Annotated in this window: 12 protein-coding genes; 1 reads left to right on the forward strand and 11 read right to left on the reverse strand. The window is 46.8% G+C overall.

Features of this window, described 5'->3' with window-relative positions:
- Positions 1-3 precede the first annotated feature (3 nt).
- The 10 genes from HI950_RS36130 to HI950_RS28935 all read right to left on the reverse strand — a co-directional run bounded on the left by HI950_RS36130 (position 4) and on the right by HI950_RS28935 (position 10,341).
- Complete coding sequence (locus tag HI950_RS36130) at positions 4-273, reverse strand: hypothetical protein (RefSeq protein WP_223285571.1); 270 nt, start codon at positions 271-273, stop codon at positions 4-6.
- Between the two features lie 500 nt (positions 274-773).
- Positions 774-1,610, reverse strand: a complete 837-nt coding sequence (locus HI950_RS28895; protein ID WP_169089025.1) for a carbohydrate ABC transporter permease — start codon at positions 1,608-1,610, stop codon at positions 774-776.
- A 30-nt stretch (positions 1,611-1,640) separates the two neighbouring features.
- Entirely contained in the window at positions 1,641-2,588 is a 948-nt protein-coding gene (locus HI950_RS28900; protein WP_169089027.1) for a carbohydrate ABC transporter permease, read from the reverse strand.
- Between the two features lie 106 nt (positions 2,589-2,694).
- Positions 2,695-4,143, reverse strand: a complete 1,449-nt coding sequence (locus HI950_RS28905; protein ID WP_169089029.1) for an ABC transporter substrate-binding protein — start codon at positions 4,141-4,143, stop codon at positions 2,695-2,697.
- A 192-nt stretch (positions 4,144-4,335) separates the two neighbouring features.
- Entirely contained in the window at positions 4,336-5,442 is a 1,107-nt protein-coding gene (locus HI950_RS28910) for an SGNH/GDSL hydrolase family protein (protein ID WP_169089031.1), read from the reverse strand.
- Between the two features lie 45 nt (positions 5,443-5,487).
- On the reverse strand, positions 5,488-6,252 hold the full coding sequence (locus HI950_RS28915) for a Cof-type HAD-IIB family hydrolase (RefSeq protein WP_169089032.1): 765 nt from the start codon (positions 6,250-6,252) through the stop codon (positions 5,488-5,490).
- Positions 6,249-7,085: a carbohydrate ABC transporter permease gene (locus HI950_RS28920; RefSeq protein WP_169089033.1), complete on the reverse strand. Its 837-nt coding sequence runs from the start codon at positions 7,083-7,085 to the stop codon at positions 6,249-6,251. Before HI950_RS28920 ends, HI950_RS28915 begins: the two co-directional genes overlap by 4 nt.
- A gap of 29 nt (positions 7,086-7,114) precedes the next feature.
- Positions 7,115-8,062 (reverse strand): carbohydrate ABC transporter permease, encoded by a 948-nt coding sequence (locus HI950_RS28925; protein WP_169089035.1) that lies wholly within the window; start codon positions 8,060-8,062, stop codon positions 7,115-7,117.
- A 71-nt stretch (positions 8,063-8,133) separates the two neighbouring features.
- Complete coding sequence (locus HI950_RS28930) at positions 8,134-9,603, reverse strand: ABC transporter substrate-binding protein (RefSeq protein WP_223285572.1); 1,470 nt, start codon at positions 9,601-9,603, stop codon at positions 8,134-8,136.
- Positions 9,604-9,786: 183 nt separating this feature from the next.
- The gene (locus tag HI950_RS28935) at positions 9,787-10,341 is read right to left on the reverse strand and encodes a YdcF family protein (RefSeq protein ID WP_223285573.1); all 555 of its coding nucleotides are present in this window, start codon (positions 10,339-10,341) and stop codon (positions 9,787-9,789) included.
- A 195-nt stretch (positions 10,342-10,536) separates the two neighbouring features.
- On the opposite strand from HI950_RS28935, the gene HI950_RS28940 reads away from it, so the two are divergent.
- Positions 10,537-11,709, forward strand: coding sequence for an ROK family transcriptional regulator (locus HI950_RS28940; RefSeq protein ID WP_317618467.1), 1,173 nt, complete (start codon positions 10,537-10,539; stop codon positions 11,707-11,709).
- Positions 11,710-11,780: 71 nt separating this feature from the next.
- Here the strand turns inward: HI950_RS28940 and HI950_RS28945 are convergent, their stop codons facing one another.
- Complete coding sequence (locus HI950_RS28945) at positions 11,781-16,250, reverse strand: FIMAH domain-containing protein (RefSeq protein ID WP_169089041.1); 4,470 nt, start codon at positions 16,248-16,250, stop codon at positions 11,781-11,783.
- Positions 16,251-16,529: the final 279 nt, after the last annotated feature.

Genomic DNA, 16,529 nt, shown 5'->3' on the forward strand with positions numbered 1-16,529 from the left:
AAGCTACGTAATATTCGAAGCATATTCTAAGCCCTGCACACTTTTAATCCCTCGGCCTGAAAGATTAACAACCGTTAATGATTCCATATCTTTCTGCATAATGGATTCATTTTCATTCTTTTGTAATAGTTGTTTAATAGCTTGCTCCAATTGCTCGTCCTGAAAGCTTACTTCCAAGGAAGCCTGCTCCATAGATGCCTGTCCAGGCAAGCTGAGACAAACAACGAGGACCAGCAATAGCCCTGATAAAACTTTACTTATAACCTTACTCATTACCTTTCCTATCCTCTCTTCTATTGGTGTCTATACATGGTGTGACGCTCCTAATCGATAAAGGTTGCGGTCCATTTTTTTCCATCAAGATGCATGGACGTTTTATTAAACTAACCTGCCCGTTAGCTTAACTTTCAACAAATATCGGGCGCGCACAACTATCTTGTGTCCCACTAACATCGGAACCATGCGGCAATGAGTTCTTGTCCAAAATCGGCAATGGATATATGTTCTTGTCCTCGACAAAGCTCGATTTTTCTATTAATTTAATGATCAATTTTTTTTTTTCGAATTGGGGACGAATTTAAGAAGTTCATCGTATCCGTTAGCGAACTGCAAATTTATTGAGGTGCAATTATACGTTTACAATAAGCATTAATATAAAAAAGGCTGTTCTTCTTCTGACATCCTCCCCATTCCGCTAAAAATACGAGCTTACATCCTTAATACGTTAATCAGTCACTTCCTGACGTCGGAATGGATTCTCGACTGTTCTTATGTCAGCCTTTCACCGCGCCCATTGTCGCGCCTTCCATCAAGAGCTTCTGGAACAGAATATAGATGATAATGCACGGTATCATAGAAATTGTTACTCCCGCGAACAGCGTCACCCAATCGGCGGTAAACTCCATTTGCTTGTTCGCAGAATACATTTGTACCGCGATCGGATACTTCTTAGGATCGCTTAAGTAGATGAAGGGTCCCAAGAAGTTATTATAGAATCCAAGAAACTTAAATACGGCAACCGTAACAATACCCGGCGTTGATAGAGGAACGACAACCCGCCAAAATCTTTGGAACAGCGTGGCGCCATCCATCGTTGCGCTCTCTTCCAATTCCTTCGGCAGAGAGCTCATAAAACCGCCCAGAAGCATGAGATAAAATACGCTTTCCCCTAGGCTGGACAATAGAATTAAGCCTGTCAGGCTATTCGTTAATTCCAGTTCCCTCATAACCACGTACTGAGGAACGAGAGCATTTACACCAGGAAGAAATAAGGAAAGCATAATCAAGCCCCAAATTACTTTTCTCCCCTTAAACTCCATACGCGTCAGCGCGTAAGAATTGAGCGTCGTGAAGAACATACCGAGTACCAAGCTTCCTCCCACATAATAAAGGGTATTCAGTAGCGACTGGCCAAAGCCGTATTGGTTCCAAGCCTTCGTATAGTTCTTCCACTGCAACTCCGTTGGCAGCGCCCAGATATCCTGAAAAAATTCCGGATTGCTCTTAAGAGACTCATAGAAGACCCAAGCAAGCGGAAAGAGAATCGTCAGCGCCCATAAGAATAACAGGATGCGCCAGATGACATCCATAAATGTATGCTTTTCTTTCAACCCTATCCCTCCGAACCCTTTGAATGAAAATTAAAACTCTACGTCTTTTTTCGGCAGGAACTTGTCCGTCAGCACTTTAGCGGTTACTAATATAACAAATAGAATCATACCAATCGCGGAAGCATAGCCGTAGTTCCGATACTCCTCTCCAAAGGCCAGATTAAACATATACAAACCGATGACATCGGTGGACCCGTACGGCCCGCCATTTGTGAGGATGAGAATATTTTCGAAGCTCTTCAAGGTTCCAACGACTAAAAAAAGCACTGCAACCTTAACAATTGGCATAATAAGCGGCATCGTAATTTTAAATAATCGAATCATATGGCCTGCACCTTCAAGAATGGCTGCCTCGTATAATGATTTTGGTATAGCCAGCATCGCATTAGCGAAGATGATCACATACAAGGCGACCCCTCCCCATACCCAAGGCGGGATTACTGCTAAAATCGCAGTCCGTTCGTCACCAAGCCAATAAAAGTTTTTCATGTCGAAACCAAACAGCTCAATGATCCCATTCAATAAGCCATACGAGCCGTCATAAATAAACGCCCATAAGAGCGCGATGACAACCGTAGAGAGCACGTTCGGAAAGAAAAACAACACTTTCAAAAATTTATTTTCACGATAGTTTTTATTCGAAATTAAATAACCAAGCAGCAGTGAAATCAACACAACAAACGTTGGGATAGCCAGCATAAATATAATGTTGTGTCCGAGCGCACGCCATACATATTTGTCATTGAAAGCCGTAATAAAGTTATCGAACCCTACAAACTTTGGTTCTGTAAACCCGTCCCAATCCAGAAAAGCATAATAAAGAGATAATATATTTGGAAAAAGCGTGAACAATAAGTACCCTCCGAAGGGGGGGACGATGGCAACGAACAGAAAAATCCATTTTTGCGTGTTCTTTTTATCAAGACCCAGTCTTTGCAGCCAAGTGCGCTGTGTCTTTACTACAGTCGTATCAGACATGGGAGGACAGCTCCTATTCTACAAACTTAAGCGGCTGGTGCCGCAATTATTTTTAAAAAAAGCAAGCGGAGAAGAAGCCCTCCCCGCTCGCTCGCAGCAAAACTGTTTATTTCTGCGCTTCTAGAGCCTTCGTCAGCAGCTTTTCTGCTTCTTCCAAAATGGGCATCGGATCTTGCTGACCCAAGACGAACTTGATTGTATTTTCATCCATTAGTTTCGTCGCTTGTGCAAAGTTTGGATCGGAAATACTAACAGACCTGCTTGCTTTATAAGCTCGTGCATCGTTTTCTGTGATGTATTTCAGAACAGCTTGTGTCGAGCTGGACAGGTTAACCGTTCTAGCGGCATCTTCTGTCAAGTCACTGCGCATAGGCAAAGCGCCCGCTTTCTCAGCGATATATTGCTGATTATCCAACGTCATCAGCTCAACGATAAATTCCTTTGCCCATTTCTTGTTCAGCTCAGGCTTGTTTGCCCAAATGTAATTGAAATTTGTCGTTCCGCTTCTTACCCAAAGCTTTTGATCTGTGCTCTCTCTGAAAGGAACAATCATAAAGCCCCAGTCAAAGTCTGCCGGTGTCGCTTCCTTCATTTCATTCTCAACGTGGCTTCCTGTTGATACCATTGCTGCTTCTTTTTGAATAACCTGCATCTGAGATTGCGTATGAGACAAAGCTGGCAAGCCTTCAGCAAAATACCCTAGTTGTCCCAGTTCATAAATGCGATTCCAGTGCTCAATAACCTCTGTGCTCTTATTCTGCGGGAGCGTAAAGGTTTTGTAGTTCTCAATATACTGGTCGGCGTGACCGTTCATGTCGGCAAGCTCAAATAATTTCGCTGCACCGAAAGCCCAATCGACATAGTTCGGATGCATGCCTGGGAAGGTAATCGGAGCAATTCCATCCGCCTTAATATCCGCAAGCAGCTGCTTGAACTCATCCCATGTTTTCGGATTTTGGTTCCAGCCATGCTCATCAAACAGCTTTTTATTGAAGAACAAGCCGCCGAAACTGCTGGACGCTGCGAATTCATATCTTTTACCGTTGATCAAAGTGGTCGATTCGTACATGCCCGGCAGCGTGAGGTCTTTAACGGTTTTATCCGGTGCGTCCGGAAGCTTCATATCCCAAATGTCATCCATTGGCTCAAGCTTACCCGCTTGCGCGAGGGATACAATTCCGCCTGCTGGCGTTGTGTTGAAGAGGTCGAACATCTCCTTGTCATCGTTTGCGGAGATTTTAGTCGAGAGGATTGTTTTCATATCAGCTGAAGCTGTAATATCAAACGATACATTGGGATACTTCGCTGTAAAATTTTCAACTGCATGATCGAACCATTCGCGTCCGTATCCGCCAACGAAGAAGCCGACCTTCAAGGTAATCTTCTCATCCTTAGGAAGCCCATTTTCATATACAACGCCTTCTGCAGGCGCGTTGCTTGCTGCTGGTGCATTTGCAGTGTTGTTTGCATTATTGCCTCCATTACCGCACGCTGAAATAACGGCCATTGCTATAACCAGACCAACGGATGCAAGCTTCTTAAACGTTTTGTTCATAAATCTTAGAACCCTCCAATTAATAAATAAATTTGATTTATTCAACTTCTAAAGTTATTTTATCGGTCTTGTGTTATCTAACTGTCATGAAATTATTAGGGTTATGTAAATTATTCCTGTTAAAAAACCAAATCAAAAAAAGCCTCAAGATTACCCGCAATGAGCGGATAATCAAGGCTTTCTCTTCATTACTTACAGGTTAAGAAGCGGTCTGATAATTGGCGCAAGTGACTGCGCTATGCGAAGAAACCCTAGGTCGGTCGGATGTGTTCCATCAACGGTAATTTCGCTGATGGAGTCCTCCCCGAGCAGCTCGATGCCATCTGCAAAATGGATATGACTATCCCCTTCTGCCCGCCTCTGTTGAACGTTCTCAAACTGCACCAGCCTTCGGCGGTTAAACAGCTCCTGCCTCTCCTCATAGAAACGGTCGCCGTCATTGCGGATTTTGGAGACAATTAATATAGGAACCTCAGGGTGCCGCTCTCTTAGTATGCTGATGAACACAGGCAACGTCCTTTCTATGTTCTCAGCTGCTCCAGTATTGCCTTCATAATCCAGCACATAGAGCCCAGGGTCTTCAATATCCGCCATGATCTGAGCCAGCTCCGGCTCTCCTTTGCCGGAACCGGAAAAGCCGAGATTCACGAACGGCACCGGTAACGTGCGACTGAGGATGTTGGAATAAGCCATGCCTGGTCTCGAAGCGCATCCGCCTTGTGTAACGGAGGTGCCATAGATGACAACAGGTCTATTGCTGGAATAGGAAGGAGGAGCACTGACAGCAGCATCCTCATCTATACCTATCAAGACCTCCTCCACGCCTTGATATAATGGAAAGTTCAAGGTTACAGCGAAATCTCTTTTGGTATCCCACCGAAACAGCTGTGCCTCATATGCTGTATCTTTATGGTTAAATTTGGTTGTGGAGATGTACTTTTGGTTTCCAGGATCCCCTAAGTAGCAGTCAAAACCACACTGCCCGGTTGCGGGCATATGGTACATATTCGCAGGACCAGCTAGACGCACCTTAATAACTAACCGTGAAGTATTCGTTCGAAAACGAATCTGGCCTCCAGCAGTACAATAGGCAAGAGTATCGACTGCGGACGGCAATGGCACCCCCGGATTGAGAGGGAGACGACGATAAACACCATCCTGGGCTAGCCATGGGAAGCCTACAATTTGAAAAGGAGACTTAAGCGGAGAAAGCCACTTCAGCGGTTCTCCTTCAATCGTCTCTGGGTCTGCGTTTCCACCTAGCAGGTTTATGTCGATTTCTTTCGATTGATCGGACATCTGTATCCACTCCTCTATATTTTTACGTCCAACCCATACCGTTTTTTACTCCATATCAAAAACATATTTCCGTATCGCTAGAGCAACCCCATCCTCACTATTGGAGGCGGTTATTGCACCCGCTATCGCTTTGACGTGCTCCTCGCCATTGGCCATAGCTACGCCAAGCCCTGCTGCTTGCAGCAGTTTGACGTCGTTGTCGCTGTCTCCCATTGCGATCACATCAGACATGGAGATGCCCAGTATTTCACAAACCTCGCGTACTCCGCTTTCCTTGGTTACCCCTTTAACGGAAATTTCAAGGTTTATCGGGGCTGACCGGGTGATCTCAAGCGTTCCCCAGCTCTCTAGCACTTCCCTTATCTGTGCAAGCATCTTCGCATCATGGCTGCCGATGCCGAACTTCATCCAATCCCGCTCTAACATCTCCGGCGTCCAAGCATCCTCGTTCGTCAAGCTTTCCACACTGTAGCCCCAAAACCATTGCCCTCGCTGTACGGCAATCTCGTGCAGTCGCCGAACAGTGTCCCGAGGCAGAAAGGTACGCTTCCGCAGCTTCCCGGGGCCTTCCCAAATTTCCGCTCCATTAAGAAGCACCATTGGAGAATCCAAGCCAAGCTCGCCCCAAAATGATTTTGCATTCTGCAAGCCTCTGCCGGTTGAGAACATCACCTTAACGCCGTGATCGACCGCGTAGCGGAGCCATCTTTTGGACTCATCAGAAATTCGTTTATCCTCCGTCAGCAGCGTTCCGTCCAGATCAAGGGCAATTAACTTATAGCCCGCCTTTACGGTATCCATTACACTCATCCTTTCACCGCTCCCATCGTCGCGCCTTCCATTAGAAGCTTTTGGAACATGATGTAAATGATAATGGAAGGGACCATTGCAATCGTAACGCCAGCGAACAGCGTCACCCAGTCAGCAGTATACTCCATTTGCTTATTCGCTGAATACATTTGCACGGCAATCGGATATTTCTTAGGATCGCTTAAATAAATGAAAGGGCCTAAGAAGTTATTATAGAAGCCAAGGAACTTAAATACGGCTACCGTAACAATTCCCGGTGTCGATAAAGGGACGATTACTCGCCAAAACTTTTGGAACAAGGTAGCGCCGTCCATCGTCGCGCTCTCCTCCAGCTCCATCGGCAGAGAACTCATAAAGCCGCCCAGCAGCATGAGATAAAATACACTTTCCCCCAGGCTGGACAACAAAATTAACCCGGTTAAACTATTCGTCAAGTCCAGTTCCCGCATAATGACGTACTGAGGCACGAGCGCATTGACGCCTGGCAAGAAAAGGGACAGCATAATCAGACTCCAAATGATTTTTCTACCTTTGAAATTCATTCGCGTAAGCGCGTAAGCGTTGATCGTCGTGAAGAACAGGCCCACCACGAGGCTTCCGCCCACATAATAAAGGGTATTTAACAGCGATTGTCCAAAGCCGTATTGATTCCAAGCCTTCGTATAATTTTGCCATTTCAACTCCGAAGGCAGCGCCCATATATCTTGGTAAAACTCAGGGTTACTCTTCAGTGATTCATAGATAACCCAAATTAGCGGAAATATGATCGTCAGCGACCATGCATAAAGCAGAATGCGCCAGACGACATCCATTAATGTCCGTTTTTCCTTCAAGCTTATCCCTCCGAACCTTTAAATGGAAACTAAAACTCGTAGCCCCTGTTCGGCACGAATTTGTCGATCAGCAGTTTAGCTGTTACTAATATAACGAATAGAATCATACCGACTGCAGAAGCGTAGCCGTAGTTCCTATACTCTTCTCCGAAAGCTAAATTAAACATGTAAAGACCGATAACGTCCGTCGACCCGAATGGTCCCCCGTTCGTCATAATGAGAATGATCTCGAAGCCTTTCATCGTTCCAACGACCAGGAACAAAGCGCTGACGCGGATTATCGGGGTAACCAGCGGCATCGTAATCTTGAACATGCGGGTCATATGCCCGGCTCCTTCAAGAATAGCGGCTTCATACAATGACTTTGGAATCGCAAGCATCGCATTAGCAAAAATAATGACATACAAGCCAACACCGCCCCATACCCATGCTGGAATAATAGACGCAAGCGCAGTGCTCTCATTGCCGAGCCAATAAAAATTGCCGATGTTGATTCCAATGAATTTAAGCAAGCCATTTAATAATCCGTAGGAGCCATCATAGATAAACGCCCATAAGAGAGCGACTACAACCGTGGACAACACGTTCGGGAAGAAAAACAATACCTTCAGGAAGCCGTTCTCGTAATAGTTTTTATTTGTAATGAGATAGGCCAGCAGCAGCGAAATGAGAATAACAAAAAAGGGCACGGTTATCATGAAGATAAGATTGTGGCCCAGAGCACGCCATACATATTTATCCTGGAATGCGGTGATGAAATTCGCCAGCCCGACAAACTTCGCATTTGTAAATCCATCCCAATCAAGCAGCGCATAATAAATGGATAAAATATTAGGAAATAACGTAAACAGCAAATACCCGCCAAAAGGAGGAACGATCGCAATGAACAGAAATATCCACTTTTGCGTACTTGCTTTATCTAGACCCAGCCTCTGCATGGGGGTCTGCGGTGATTTCACTGCAGTTGAATTAGACACGGGAGGTCAACTCCTATCATACCAGCGTTTGTAATGAGAGCGGAAAGGTACCCTCTCCGCTCGACAGTCTCTTAATTTTTCTTCTCAGCCTCTAACGCTTTCTTCAGCAGCTCTTCCGCCTGCTCCAAAATTGGTTTCGGATCCTGCTTTCCAAGTGCAAATTTGACTATATTCTCATCCATTAATTTCTCTGCTTGAGCCAGATTTGGATCTGAAATGCTGATGGAACGGCTTGCTTTATACGTTTGGGCATCATTTTCCGCAATGTATTTCAGAACGGATTGAGCCGAGCTGGAGAGGCTAGCCATCTTAGCGGGATCTTCAGCTAAATCCTTACGCATAGGCAGCGCGCCTGATTTTTCGGCTGCAAACTGTTGATTTTCAAGCGTTAAAACCCAAACGATTAACTCTTTTGCCCATTTCTTATTCAATTCCGGCTTGCCCGCCCAGATATAATTGAAGTTGGTCGTTCCGCTTCTAATCCATAGTTTCTGGTCAGTGTTATCCCTGAACGGAACAGCCATGTAGCTCCAATTAAAATCGGCCGGCGTCGCTTCCTTCATTTCATTTTCTACGTGGGTTCCTGTCGATACCATCGCCGCTTGCCCCTGAATAACCTGCATTTGCGATTGCGTATGATTCAAAGCCGGCAGTCCTTCTGCAAAATATCCTTGTTGACCCAGCTCATAAAGTCTGGTCCAGGTTTCAACCGTTTCAGGATTTGTATATTCCGGGAGGCCATAGGTTTTATAATTTTCTATAAATTCATCAACATGTCCATTGATATCTGCCAGTTCAAAGTTTTTGGCTGTTCCGAATGCCCAGTTATGATAGCTTGGATGAATGCCCGGGAACGTAATCGGAGTGATGCCGTCAGCCTTAATGTCCGCTAGCAGCGCTTTAAATTCATTCCATGTGCGAGGATTTTGGTTCCAGCCTTTCTCCTCAAACAGCTTCTTGTTAAAGAACAATCCGCCGAAGCTGCTGGCCGTAGCAAACTCATAACGCTTCCCGCCAATCAAAGTCGTTGATTCATACATCCCCGGCATCATGAGGTCCTTCACCGTTTTATCTGGTACATCCGGCAACTTGTAATCCCAGATATCATCCAACGGCTCAAGCTTCCCTGCTTCGGCGAGCGATACGATACCGCCTGATGGGGTCGTATTGAATAGATCAAACATATCTTTATCGTTGGCTGCAGAGATTTTGGTGGAGAGGATTGTTTTCATGTCAGCTGATGCGTTAATATCGACCGTTACATTTGGATACTTCTCTGTGAAAGACTTTACCGCATAATCAAACCAATCACGTCCATAACCGCCCACAAAGAAACCGACCTTCAGCGTTACTTTCTCGTCCTTTGGCAATCCATTTTCATATACTGCAGCTTCCAGTGCCGGCGTGCTGCTGGCAGGCGCCACCGTATTATTGTTGTTCTTACTGTTATTGCTGTTGTTGCCGCTGCAGGCTGCGAGTAACGTAAAGGTCACCATTGTTGTTAAGCCGATGGTAAGAAGCTTCATCCAAGTCGTCTTCATGTGATAACCGCCCTTTCTTTGGCACTCCATTTTATTTGTTGCAATAACTGTTTTCCCGAATAGCCAATATGCGGCCCTCTCAACCGCTAAGCCCCACCTCCTATAATCATCTACCTTGCCTACATTTTGTATCCGCTTTCAAACAGTGCTTTAGAAGGAGCAGCCTCTTCGGCTGCACTTCCATCAACCAGCGGCATTTTGCTCTTTTCTGTTATTGACCTCGCTATTTGTCTTCAAGGCTTTCTCAATCCAAGGCAGTGTCAAACGGAATGCGCGAATCTCGAGGAAGGTTAACCGAACCTGCAGCGTCAGGATACTGCGTATATCCCTTTTGGCATAGAAAATAGCCGGAATGCCAAGCTTCTTCATAATGTACTTCATTCGCCGAATATGAAATGAATTGGAGACTAGTAAGCATGTGCTGAGTCCATGTTGCCTGAGGAGCTGTCTGCAGTTGACTACATTTTGCACCGTGTTGCGTGATTTCATTTCTAAGATCAGCCTCTCTTCCGCAATGCCCTGCTTAACCAGGTAGTCCCGCATAAGCTCTGCCTCTGACCGGTCCGAGCCTACAGCTCCGCCGGAAAGCATCATATAGAAATAATCATATTGACGGAAGAGCTTTATTGCCGTATCGAGCCGTTCCTTCAGCAGCGGATGAATACTGCCGTCATCGGAACGATAACCGAGTACAATAAGAGCGTCGGCGCGTCCCCGTCTCAGGCTTGCTGTATGCATCCAACAAACAAACACCAGTGGAATGCAGAGTACAAACAGGATGATTACAATTCCAGCTATCCACATTTACTATTCACGTTCCTCATAAAGTAGGTTATAATAGGTGTAATATTAATAAATCAAATGACTTTATTAATATTCTACACAAACTGTATATACTGTCAATCAAAATTTAATAAAGTGAGGGTTCCATTCGTGCACTCCTTAAAAAACACGAGCCACAAGCTGCTGAAGTCCATCAACCAGCAAAAGGTACTTTATTTGATATTTTCTGAAGGATCCATTTCGCGCGTTGAGCTGGCACATAAGACAGGCTTGAGCCAACAAACCGTAACCAATATCGTCAATCGCCTGCTGGAGGATGGCCTCGTCTTCGAAGGCGAGCATATGCCCTTAGAAGCCGGCAGCGGCAGAAAGCGGGTCGCGCTCTCCGTCAACAGCTCCAGCTATTATGCAATAGGCATTGAAATCGCCGGCAAATATATCCGGGGCTGCGTCTATAACTTCCGCAATGAACGGCTGTCATCGACCATGCGTTCCGTGGATAAGTACAAAAGTATAGACAACCTGCTTCAGCTGCTGCATGAAGTCATTGATGAGCTGCTGGAGCAGGCTCCGGAGCTTGCCAAGACGAAAGGAATCGGGATCAGCGTACAAGGACTGGCCGATTCGAAGCAGGGCATCCTGCTGCGCGTGCCAGGCCTCGGCTTCTTACAGCTTCCGCTTAAGTCACTGCTCGAGGAGAAGTACGAGCTGCCTGTCTATCTTGAGAATGATGCCAATTTATTAGCGGTTAATGAAAATATGAATGGCTGCCTTAGCGGTTCCACAGACAATATTACATTGAAATTCGATTACGGAATCGGCGGGGCGATCTTTTCGGATACGCGCCTCATTTCCGGATCGTCTTTCGTTGCTGGTGAATTCGGTCATTATAAAGCTTTCACGGGGCCGGAAGCTTATCCATGTCATTGCGGAGGAACAGGCTGCCTGACGACGTTGTTATCCATAAGCGGACTCCAATTTAACACAGGGAAAACGCTTGAAGCTTTCCAACAAGCCGTCCGAGCAGGTGACGAGTCCATGATTCTTTTGCACGATACAATGATCAAAACGATGGCTCTAGCCATCAGCAATTTGGTGACCTTTCTAAACCCTGAACGCGTACTGCTGACAGGTAGAGTATTAGAATCTTGGGGCAGTGATTTCGTTTCGAAGCTGAAGGAGACGCTAATGGAAAGCGTTCCTATGACAAGCCGCGGCGTCGAACTTCTGTACATGGAGCAGATGCCGGATGAAACCCTTCTTGCAGCAGGCCTAGTACTAAAGCATGTGTTCGAAATTCCACTGGATGCGTTATCGTTATAAACGAGCGGTCGCAATACTGGCAAAAATCCTCCATACCATCTTTGGCATGGAGGATTTTTTTGTCTTATCGATTAACTTTGCTGGCCGTTCCACAGCTGTATTAGCCTTTGTGTCTTCTCCTCTAAAAGCTGCTTGGCATCCTCTGTCACAGATGAGGCTAATGCTTCATTCCGCAGATGCATGAGAAAGTCCTCCAGCTTCTTGGCTGCTTGGTCACGTTGACCTTTCTCCTTATGATGCTCAGCCTGCTTTAAAGAATTGCTCAATTGATCCGTAAACGGACTTAACACCCCGCCTGAAGCGATCAATTGGTCAAGCGTTGCCTGAAGCGAAGCAAGGGTGATCAGTGTGCGGACAACCAGCTCTTCGCTCGGCGCTGACACCCCCCCTGATTCATGCACCGCAATGACTTTAAAACGATACTCCGTATCCGGCTCAAGGCCTCCAGCCGCATAAACGGATTCCGTAACCGTCGCAGCTTCAGCACCATTAACGGAAATACGATAAGCCACCGCTCCGCCGTCGCTCGGGAAAACTGGATTCCAGCTTACCATTGCTCCTGCCGCATCAATGTCAGCTGCCTGCAGCCCTGTCGGAGCAGGAACGACAAGACGCGTGCGGAAGCTCGACAGCTCTGACGCTTTAAGGCCGCCGAACGCATCCTCTGCAACCGCATACCAATAATAGGTCTGGCTTCCGGCAAGCCCGCTCCATGTCATTTGCACGGTATCCCCGCTTGCAGCTTGAACGGTGCTTCCGATTGCCTCATCCGAATAGATCCGCACCTCCAGCATATCGGTAGCGACTCGTTTTACTTGAGGCTCAAGGTCCATCTTAAGCGTCCATTCGTCCTTTTGAGGCTCATAATAATTATAATCATCAAGTACAGGCGAATACGTGTTGACGTACACCTGACCCGTTTCCGTATCGAAGTGGAACAGCTTCAAATAGCCGGAGCCGCCGGTAACGCCGTCTTCAATTCCTTGGTAATCATTAAGGATTTGGTGCACATAGCGATCAGCCGTTCCGTCGTTATTGTCGTCAAGCGCATCGGTTTTTACGGAACTGCCGGTATAGTGGCCGCTAATGACCATGACAACGTTCGGATTAGGTATAACTACGCCGTTATAAATCATTTCTCCTGTTGCGGAACGAGTCGCATTCGCCTTCATGTATTCGTGGAACACTAGTATCGCTTTTCGTTCCGGATGTTGCTGCAGCACCTCGTTCATCCAGTTCATATCTTCCTCATTAACGCCCCAGCCCATGTAGACGAAAATATAGTCATTGCCGCTCGCTGAGATCAAGTCGTAATGACCGCGATTGTCCTTATAGGATTCACCATAGAAAGGCTTTCCCTCGAAGCGTGCCTTGCCAAAATACTGCGAAAACGCCGAGTAATCCGGTACCGAGTTTGCTCCTCCATCAAATACATCATGGTTCCCGGCTACTACTCCGTATGGGATGTCAGCATCCTCAAGCACCTTCATGAACTTATCCGCCCGGTCCCACTGATCCATGTTAGCTGAGAAATTAACGATATCACCAACGTGCGCCACGTAGCGAATATTCATCGCTTCCTTATTGTCTCGAATCCAATCGACCTGAGCTTGGAAGTATTCAGGTATAATTTCCGCATAAAGCTGCGTATCAGGCATGGCTACAAACGTATAGTCGTAATCATCCCGTCCCGGAATCAGGTCCTGAATAAGCGCTTGAACCCGGCCGTTGCTAACATATTCAGCGGCTTGTACGGAAGCAGCCAATGTGAAGTCCTCCTCTGAAAGGGCAACCATCGATGCGAGCGGCTTCCATTCACCCGACCGATAATTCCAGGCGTACAGGCTTACTTTTCGGCCTTCAAGAGAGTGTCCTTCCCAATAGAGCTCGATAAGATCACCCGCTCCAACATCGGGACCAACTTCCACCTCGAACCTTTGATAAGGGAATTGCTGGGTTGCATCTATTGTTACGTACTCATTGTCAGAAGCGGCTAGTTTAGCTTTCTCGCTTTCTGACAGCAGCTCGTCGCCCGGAGAAACGAGCGTAAGCGGCGGCTCTCTGTCTACAGCATTGGCATAGGCTGTTACGGCTTCACTTCCTGCGCTAATCCGCTTCCCTTGGTAGAAGGTGACCTGCATGGAATCACCTGCAGGGTCCTGGACCTTCGCCTGCAGCACGGCATCCGTATCGACATCTGTCGTTCCATTTGCAGGTGCTTGAGGTACCGGTTTATGAGGATGCTCCTCTGACGTAACGAAATGGACTGTTTTCTCCATAGTCTGTCCCGCTGCATCTGTCGCTTTCATATACAGCACATGCTCCCCTGCATCCAGTACAGCTGAAGATGCCGAATAGGGTACTTGAATAGCAGCCCCATCCAGAGTCACCACGAACGAGGAGATGGCTGATACAGCATCATTCGCCTCCGCAGTTATCATGAAACTGCCCTTGTATGGCTGGCCCTCTGTCATATTGCTCGTAATGACCGGACCATTATTGTCTACGCGTACATTAGCGACAGCACTCTTTCCATCCGCTGACGCCAGCGTCACTTGCCTCGGTCCATCCGCAGCTTCTGTCGTATCCCAACGATAGGAGACCGCATTCCACTTATCTTCCGGTATAGCAAACTCGAAATAAACAATCGGCAGAAAGCGCCCGTTATCCCCCATATCAAAATTAAGCGTTGGACTCGCATACTTAGGATCCCTCAGCTCTGTGCCGTCAGCAAGCACAAGCCGGACGTTTCGGATATCAAAGTCATCCAGGCCGCCCTCCGGCGCATGCTCGTAGTAGGCTTTGTTCACCGAGCCCGCCCGGATAGCGATGCGATTCGGCGATGTCGAACGGAACAGCTCCGGCCTGACTGGAACAGCAATCGTTGTGTAGTTCGTCGTGCCAAGCGGAATCAGGCTTAACTCCTCACGGCCAACTGTCACATAATTCCTTCCGTTGTCAATTCCATTAGCTTCAAAGACGAAGTACGAAGGCTTGTCCATCGCCTTCTCGATACCTGACGTCTCCACCCACCCGCTCTCTGGAATGTCGTAGTTGAAATTGACGATTGGCAAGAATCTGCCGCCATCCCCCATATCAAAATTAGTCGCAGGCGCGTATTGCGGATCCCGCAGCACTGTACCGTCAGCTAAAATAAGCCGTACGTTGCGGATATTATAGTCATCTAGATCCAGCGTCTCTGGAGCTTCCTCGTAATATGGCCGATTAGTCGAGCCAGCCTGAACGGTTATGGTGTTCACTTGTCCATACTTAAATAGATCCGGACTGAGCGGTATTTGAACCGTTACATAGCCGGTCGTGTTGTGCGGGATGATTTGCACAATATCCCCATCAACCGTAATCGCATTTTGCCCGGCGTTAATACCACTGGCTTCAAACGTAAAATAAGGCATGCCAGCTAAGCCCATTTTCGTTCCGGCGCCTTCGATGGATAACGTCAGGTCATTCGGCGAAATGCCGTTGCCCGAAGCAACAACAACCTTCTCTCCGGATATGACGTTACCGTCTTTTAGATTCAACGCCGGTACGTTTTGCTCTCCTAGAAGCGATAGCTGCGCATAGCTTGTCTCCGTCACATTCGTACCGTCGGATACCCTGAAGAAATAGTCTATCTTCGTGCTGCCGTACCATTCCGTAAAGTCCAGGGAATGCCGGAACAAACCGTCCTTGCCCCTGGCAATATGGGAAGACTTGTAGACCTGATCCCGGGCCTTTTTATAATGAAGCACTACCGATGTAAGCAATCGGTCATCCTTTGCTTCCGCAACGAATTCGATCGGATGGTTTAAGTCGGGAGCGGCTGTGCTCGTCATATTCCGGACGGTCGGCGCAACGAAGTCCGTTTGAATCGAAACAGGCTGTGCCGGTGCTTGTCCAGGCTCGAGACTGCCCGGTGTTCCCCGCACTACCTTAGAACTCAGCAGTTTCATCTCAAGACTCCCATTGTCTGGAATAGTATAGATAATGCCCATATCCGGCTTCGTATCCACGACACCTTTGTTGTAGCTGGCTGTCACAATATCCTGCCCCGTGCTGGTTGCTATCGCAATCGTGCGCTGACGCAAGTCATTCATCCCGCTGGGGATTCGGATAATGTTTACATTCTCGACAAGATTTGTACCGTAGTTCGCATTGAATTCGCCGACTGTCCGGTTTGGCGTATCTGCTGTCGTCATCCCCCAAAGCACTAATGTTTGCTGCGGAGGTATAATAACTGATGCGTAAGGCCTCCAGTGCAGATCATCGTCAGGGGCTCCCGGGTACCGGTAAACAATCATATAATCTCCAAAGTTGATCGGCTGATCGGTATTGTTGTACACCTCTACATATTCGTAGGCGTCCTCATCGCCAACATTCGTGGAATCAGGATCAAGCTCTGTTATGAGCAATGTTGGAGGCGTATCAAAGCTTTGTACCCCAGACGTATCAGCTGCAGCATAACCTATTGGAAGCAAAGAAACCCCTAGCATGACTGCCGTTAACAAAAAAGATAAACGATACTTCCATCTTTTTGCTGCCATTAATCCCTTCATCTCCTCTACTATTCATTTCGCTTCGATTCTGGATGCAAAATTGCGTTAATACCAAAACTCGATAAGTTATATTTGCCTGTTTATCACCACCTTTCAGAAGTCCGGCCAATAGGAAAGAAAGAGCAAAATGCCATATTACCTCTTATTTATTAATCCATTTGATGTATTAATTAATTTTTCGCTCTTTTTATTTAAAATCCTTTTTTATTAAGCCATTGTTACAAAAACTTATAAGAACAAATCACCTGATGGTGAAAGTAAAACATA

This window comes from Paenibacillus sp. PL91, assembly GCF_012935325.2.
Lineage (GTDB): Bacteria > Bacillota > Bacilli > Paenibacillales > Paenibacillaceae > Pristimantibacillus.